We start from the raw sequence: 6,175 nt of genomic DNA on the forward strand, positions 1-6,175 counted from the left end.
GCTTGCGCATCTTTTTTATTATTGGCGTTTCACCACAATCGAATCAATCCCGCTATGTTGCAGGGTTTGCTGAGCAATTAGCGCCGCCTCTGCAGAGGTATATGGCCCCGAAATTACCCGATACCAGGTTTCACCACCTTCTACGGTTTTGACCACATCGGCGGACAGACCATTCAGAATAATTTCAGCTCGACGTGCATCGGCGGCATCCGGATCGGTATAGCTGCGGACCTGCAGAATATAGCTGGCAGGCGCGGCCACGGGCGGTTCAGTTGGCGTGATGCCCGCCGTCGCTTCACTGGCGGCTGCGGGCGCTGCCGGCTCAACAATTGGCGCTTCGACAATCACCACTGCCGTCTGTTCCTGGGTTTCAGGTACGGCCTGCTCCGGAATTGGTGTTACCTGTTGCTGGGGCAGCAGGTCATAGAAGCGGTAATCCTTGTTGGTGTCTTCCTGATAATGTTCAGAAGTGATCTGGCCTTTTGGTGGCACAGGTTCCCACGGCTTCCACAGCATTAAGGCCACTGCGAAACATAACACGACCAGAATCACCACCAGTGTGCCTAACCAGGTCGGAATGAGTGGTTTTTTGGGCTTATTTGGTCGTTCTGATACACCGCGTTGCGTTTTTCCAAACACGAGGGAACCTCTTTATTCTGATTATTGGCTGATTGGCTGGACAGGTGCGTGATGGTACGCCTGCCCAGCAGAAGAATGTCTTGGTTTACATGCTTTCAGGTGCAGAAACACCTAATAATTCTAAACCATTGCGCAAGGTTTGTTGTACGTTTACTGAAAGCAATAAGCGGGCTTGAGTAAGCGCAGTATCATCATTGAGCACTTTGTGTTCATTATACCAGCCGTGGAATAAAGCTGCTAATTCTTTCAAGTAGTTACCCACCTGATGGGGTTCGCAGGCATTGGCTGCACGGGTCACAATTTCAGGATAGGCCGCCAGCTTGGCCAGAATTTCAGTTTCAGCCTCCAGTTCCAGCTTGGCCGCGAACTGACGCGCGTCAAGCGCATTAAAATTCACGCCTGTGCTGGCCGCTTTTTCCAGCATACGGCAGATACGGGCATGCGCATATTGAATGTAATACACTGCATTGTCTTTGCTTTGTGAGACTGCTAAATCCAAGTCAAAGTCGATGTGCTGCTCAGATTTACGCATGACATAGTAGAAACGCGCTGCATCGTTACCGACTTCTTTACGCAGGTCACGCAAGGTCACGAACTGGCCAGAACGGGAAGACATCTGTACCATCTCGCCGCCGCGCCATAAGCTCACAAACTGTACCAGTAAAACAGTCAGTTTTTTCGAATCATACCCCATCGCATCAATCGCGGCTTTTACACGAGAGATATAACCGTGGTGGTCAGAGCCCCAGATATCAATCAGGTCGGTATAGCCACGTTGTAATTTGTTCAGGTGATACGCAATGTCTGAAGCGAAATAAGTGGTTTGACCATTACGACGTTTGACCACGCGGTCTTTTTCATCGCCAAACTCAGTCGATTTAAACCAGATGTTGCCCTCTTGCTCATACAGATAACCACGCTGATCCAGCGTTTGCAGCGCTTCATCAATTTTTTCAGTTAAAGAGGCTTCGCTAAACCACTGGTTAAAGGTTACGCCAAACTCACCGAGGTCATCTTTAATGTCATCCAGAATGGCTTTTAAAGCGGCCTGATGGAATACGCGATAGCCTTCACCAATTAAAGTCTGTGAATTGAAAATCAGACCATCAATGTGTTTTTCTTTGTCGCCAGACAGGACCACCTTGTTGCCTTCTGCATCCGGCTCGGCTGCATACTGCACATCTTCCGGTACATCTTTATAGACATCGGCCACTGGACGTACATAAGCATCACCATCCTGGTCGATAATGCTTTGCGCGATTTCTTTGACGTAATCACCCTGATAGGCATTTTTCGGGAATACCAGTTCCTGACCGGTCAGTTCCAGATAACGCAGGTAAGTTGATGTTGCCAGAATGTCCATTTGACGGCCGGCATCGTTCACATAGTATTCACGATCTACGGTCGCGCCAGTGGCTTCGAGCAGGTTGGCAACGGTCATGCCATAAGCAGCACCGCGACCATGACCCACGTGCAGGCTGGACGTCGGGTTGGCCGAAACGAATTCAACCTGAATACGTTTGCCCGCGTTGACCTTGGTGCGACCAAACTGGTCTTGCTGCGCCTGAATTTGATCAAGAATGGCAAAACGCTGGTCGGCATTTAAGAAGAAGTTGATAAACCCCGGACCGGCAATTTCTGCTTTGCTGATGTCTGCCACTTCTGGCAATGCAGCCAGAATTTTTTCGGCCAGATCACGTGGCTTCATGCCCGCAGCTTTAGAGGCAATCATGGCGATATTTGAGGCAAAGTCACCGTGGCTTCGGTCTTTGGTTCGCGTCAAATTACTGGTGTTGTTCCAGTCTGCTGGGAGGACACCTTCTGCTTGAAGGGATTGCACTGCATGTTCAAGAGCTGCTTGGATTGCCGTATTCATAATCAGTCGAAAAATAAATGTCGCAGAAAAACAGCAAATATAGCAAATTTCACTGTCTTTAGGTGAACCCATTTGTAGTGAATGAAGATTGTCCGACATTCTGCGCCATCTGTAGCCTGAAAATGCTACCATGGCCATGAAATGACCTGATCAATGACGGATTTGTCCCGCTGTAGGAGCACGCATGCACGCCAAACGTCCTGTAATTATCGCCAACATTCCTAAACTGCCAGCAAAATGGGCGGGCATTATTATGCCGCTGCTGCTGTCTGGCCTGATGAGCGGTATTATTTCCATGGTCAATATGCTGCGTGCGCTGGGCTGGGTCGAAGGGCTGATCACACTGTGGTTCCAGAACTGGATGATTTCCTGGGCCATTGCCTTTCCAGTGGTGCTGGTGGTGTTGCCGCTGGTGCGCCGGTTTACCGCGATGCTGGTGGATATGCCGGGCGCACCCAAATAATATTTAGCTCGATGCACCAGACTCCTGACAGGACACCGGTTTACTCAGCAGATCGGCATTGCCATTCTGGAAGGTATAAAGCCGGGAGGCATTAAAAATCTTGATCACCTTGGCCTGCGCAATGGCTGCCTGGAAGCGTTTCAATGGCTCATCGGTATGTACATTAAAAGGATTGCCATAATTCTGATTGTCGAGCAGGAACTGGATCTGTCCGGCATTCGGATCATAGGCCTTTAACAATGTCTTGCCCTCGGCGTTGCTGAGCGAGAAGGTCGGTCGCTGGCTGCTGATCTTGCATTGTAGGGCCAGAGTCAGAATCACTCCATCTTGTGCTTTGTTTTTCAGCTGATAGCGTCCCAGCTGTTCATTTTCAATATAAACCCATTGTTGAGTCGGCATGCCGGCAGTAAATTTTTCCAGTTGTTCCAGAGTTTTTTTACTGATATCCACCACGCCATCTTTGTCGATTTTCGGCGCTTTGTCTTTAGCGGAGAATAAACCGGTCACCTGATCGCTGACTTTTTCAGTGGTATTGGAAAGGGTCTGGCAGCCGCCTAACCCCAGCACAGCGGCCAAACCGCCCAGTGCAATCCATGGCTTGATATACATGATTCTTAAATGTGTCGTTGTGTTTTGCCCCAGAGCATACCCAAATTGAGGCCAATTGAAAAATCCGCACTGGCTACATGTAACAGAAAAACAGCGAAAAACTACATCCAGCAGGAACGGAGATTTGTAAGCTAAACAGGCGGGGATTGATCTGGGTACAAAAAAACCGCATTTTCGGCTTTGGGAAAGCGTTATGTCGTGACTGAATGCCGGATTGGACAAATTTATTCAGTACCTAAATTATCCACAAATCATTATCAATTTTCTAAATACCCTATTGTCCTCAAAACGGGCTAAGCTAGCTTATCTCCCAGAGGAACTTTTGCTTTGAGCCTCCTTCTGGATCATCGAATAATGAGATCGGAAATGACATCAGCGAATTCAGCCACCAAAAAACCGCTTTACATCCCTTATGCCGGAAACACGCTTCTGGAGCTGCCTTTGCTTAATAAAGGCGGTGCATTTACAGAAGAGGAACGCCGCCATTTTAATCTCCACGGTTTACTTCCACATGCCATCGAGAGCATTGAAGAACAGAGTCAGCGCTCCTATCAGCAGTATGTGTCGTTTAACGATGCCATCAACAAGCATATTTATTTACGAAATATTCAGGACACTAACGAAACCCTGTTCTATCACTTAATTGAGCATCACTTAAGTGAAATGATGCCGATTATTTATACCCCGACGGTCGGTGAGGCCTGCCAGCGTTTTTCCGATATTTATCGTCGTCATCGTGGCATCTTCCTGGCTTATCCGGACCGCGGCCATATTGATGACATTCTGCAAAATGTGAACAAGAAAAACGTGAAGGTGATTGTAATCACTGATGGCGAGCGCATCTTAGGTCTTGGTGATCAGGGGATTGGCGGGATGGGGATTCCGATTGGCAAATTATCCTTATATACCGCATGTGGTGGGATCAGCCCGGCTTATACCTTGCCAATTACTTTAGATGTAGGTACCAACAACCCGCAACTGCTGGATGATCCAATTTATATGGGCTGGAATCAGCCGCGGATTACCGGCGATGAATACTATGCCTTTGTTGATGAAGTGATTGCCGCGATCCAGCGCCGCTGGCCAAAAGCGCTGATCCAGTTTGAGGATTTCGCTCAGAACAATGCGATGCCATTGTTAAACAAATATCGTGACCAGATTTGCTGTTTTAATGATGATATTCAGGGCACCGCAGCCGTTTCGGTGGGCAGTTTAATTGCTGCCTCACGTGCCGCTGGTAAACAGCTGAAAGATCAGGTGGTGGCTTTCCTCGGTGCCGGTTCTGCTGGTAGCGGCATAGCCGAGCAGATTATTGCGCAGATGATGTATGAAGGTTTAAGCGATGCCGAAGCGCGTGCGCGGGTATTTATGGTTGACCGTTTTGGCCTGATCACCGAAAACCAGCCGAATCTGCTGGACTTCCAGCGCAAACTGGCACAGCCGCCTGAACGGGTTGCAGCCTGGGGCAATGCCGATGACATGATTTCACTACTCGATGTAGTCAAACATGCCAAACCAACGGTATTGATTGGTGTATCGGGTCAGCCGGGGCTGTTTACCGAAGAAATTATTCGCACACTTACGGAAAATTGTGAGCGACCAATTGTAATGCCACTGTCGAATCCAACCTCACGGGTTGAGGCGGTGCCGGCTGATATCCTGCAATGGTCTGAAGGTAAGGCGCTGATTGCAACTGGTAGTCCATTTGCACCGGTGAATTATCATGGCAAGATTTATCATATCTCACAGTGTAATAACTCCTATATTTTCCCGGGTATTGGTTTGGGTGTAGTCGCCTCCGGCGCGACCCGAGTCACAGACAGTATGCTGATGGCGTCGAGTAATGCACTGGCAGACTGTTCGCCGATGCTGCTCGATCCAGCGGCCGATCTGCTGCCGGATTTAAATGAAATCCAGAAGGTTTCGAAAATTATTGCCTTTAAAGTGGCTAAAGCGGCGATGCTGGCCGGTGTAGCGCCGGTAATCAGTGACGAGTTACTGGCAGAGGCCATTGAGGCGAATTTCTGGAAACCGGAATACCGCAGTTATCGCCGGATTACCTTTTAAAATATAGACAAACACCATAAGGAGCTTCGGCTCCTTTTTGGGCAGCGGTTGATCGCAACTGGTCGGAAACAGGCGGTTTGTAGGCAAGAAATGAAAGCGAGAGGCTGGATTAAAAAATAAGCATTGTTTAGAATCGGGGCAAATTAAAACAATAGCTTTTATAACAATGATAACCCGTGTTCATATCCATACTGCCTTGGAGCAGGCCGGCCTCAGCCCACAAAAACGTGCCCTCCATATTCAATTTTCTCAGCCTGCCTTAAATGCCGATGTTTTTTTACAGCGCATCGACGGTGAACACCAGCTCAATGATGGTTTACGTGCCGAACTGATCTGTCTTTCGACCAATGCGCAGATTCCGTTAAAACAGTTTATTGGCGCGCAGGTCGCCGTGGATCAGGTCACTGATCAGGGCCAGCTGTTTCGCAGCAGCGGTATTATCACCGCAGCCGCGCAAGGCCAGAGTGATGGCTCTCTCACCCTCTATAAACTTACGCTAGAAGATCCAACCGCACTCTGGC

General features: G+C 48.8%; 6 protein-coding genes. 3 read left to right on the forward strand and 3 right to left on the reverse strand.

Going from position 1 to position 6,175, the window contains the following annotated elements; all coding sequences use genetic code 11:
• Positions 1–18: 18 nt before the first annotated feature.
• Complete coding sequence (locus tag FTU69_RS07810) at positions 19–639, reverse strand: SPOR domain-containing protein (RefSeq protein ID WP_075168056.1); 621 nt, start codon at positions 637–639, stop codon at positions 19–21.
• A gap of 85 nt (positions 640–724) precedes the next feature.
• The gene (argS, locus tag FTU69_RS07815) at positions 725–2,515 is read right to left on the reverse strand and encodes an arginine--tRNA ligase (RefSeq protein ID WP_180103692.1); all 1,791 of its coding nucleotides are present in this window, start codon (positions 2,513–2,515) and stop codon (positions 725–727) included.
• Positions 2,516–2,699: 184 nt separating this feature from the next.
• Between argS and FTU69_RS07820 the strand changes: the two genes are divergently transcribed.
• Positions 2,700–2,978, forward strand: coding sequence for a DUF2798 domain-containing protein (locus FTU69_RS07820; RefSeq protein WP_005181365.1), 279 nt, complete (start codon positions 2,700–2,702; stop codon positions 2,976–2,978).
• Between the two features lie 3 nt (positions 2,979–2,981).
• Here FTU69_RS07820 and FTU69_RS07825 read toward each other — a convergent pair whose 3' ends face one another.
• Complete coding sequence (locus FTU69_RS07825) at positions 2,982–3,587, reverse strand: hypothetical protein (protein ID WP_180103693.1); 606 nt, start codon at positions 3,585–3,587, stop codon at positions 2,982–2,984.
• Between the two features lie 366 nt (positions 3,588–3,953).
• On the opposite strand from FTU69_RS07825, the gene FTU69_RS07830 reads away from it, so the two are divergent.
• Together FTU69_RS07830 and FTU69_RS07835 are read left to right on the forward strand one after the other, a co-directional pair.
• On the forward strand, positions 3,954–5,654 hold the full coding sequence (locus FTU69_RS07830; RefSeq protein ID WP_016658973.1) for an NAD-dependent malic enzyme: 1,701 nt from the start codon (positions 3,954–3,956) through the stop codon (positions 5,652–5,654).
• Positions 5,655–5,820: 166 nt separating this feature from the next.
• A partial coding sequence (locus tag FTU69_RS07835; RefSeq protein WP_180103694.1) for a contractile injection system protein, VgrG/Pvc8 family occupies positions 5,821–6,175 on the forward strand: 355 nt, incomplete at its 3' end.

The sequence above is a fragment of the Acinetobacter sp. YH12134 genome (assembly GCF_013418555.1).
In the GTDB taxonomy this organism is placed as follows: Bacteria; Pseudomonadota; Gammaproteobacteria; order Pseudomonadales; family Moraxellaceae; genus Acinetobacter; species Acinetobacter indicus.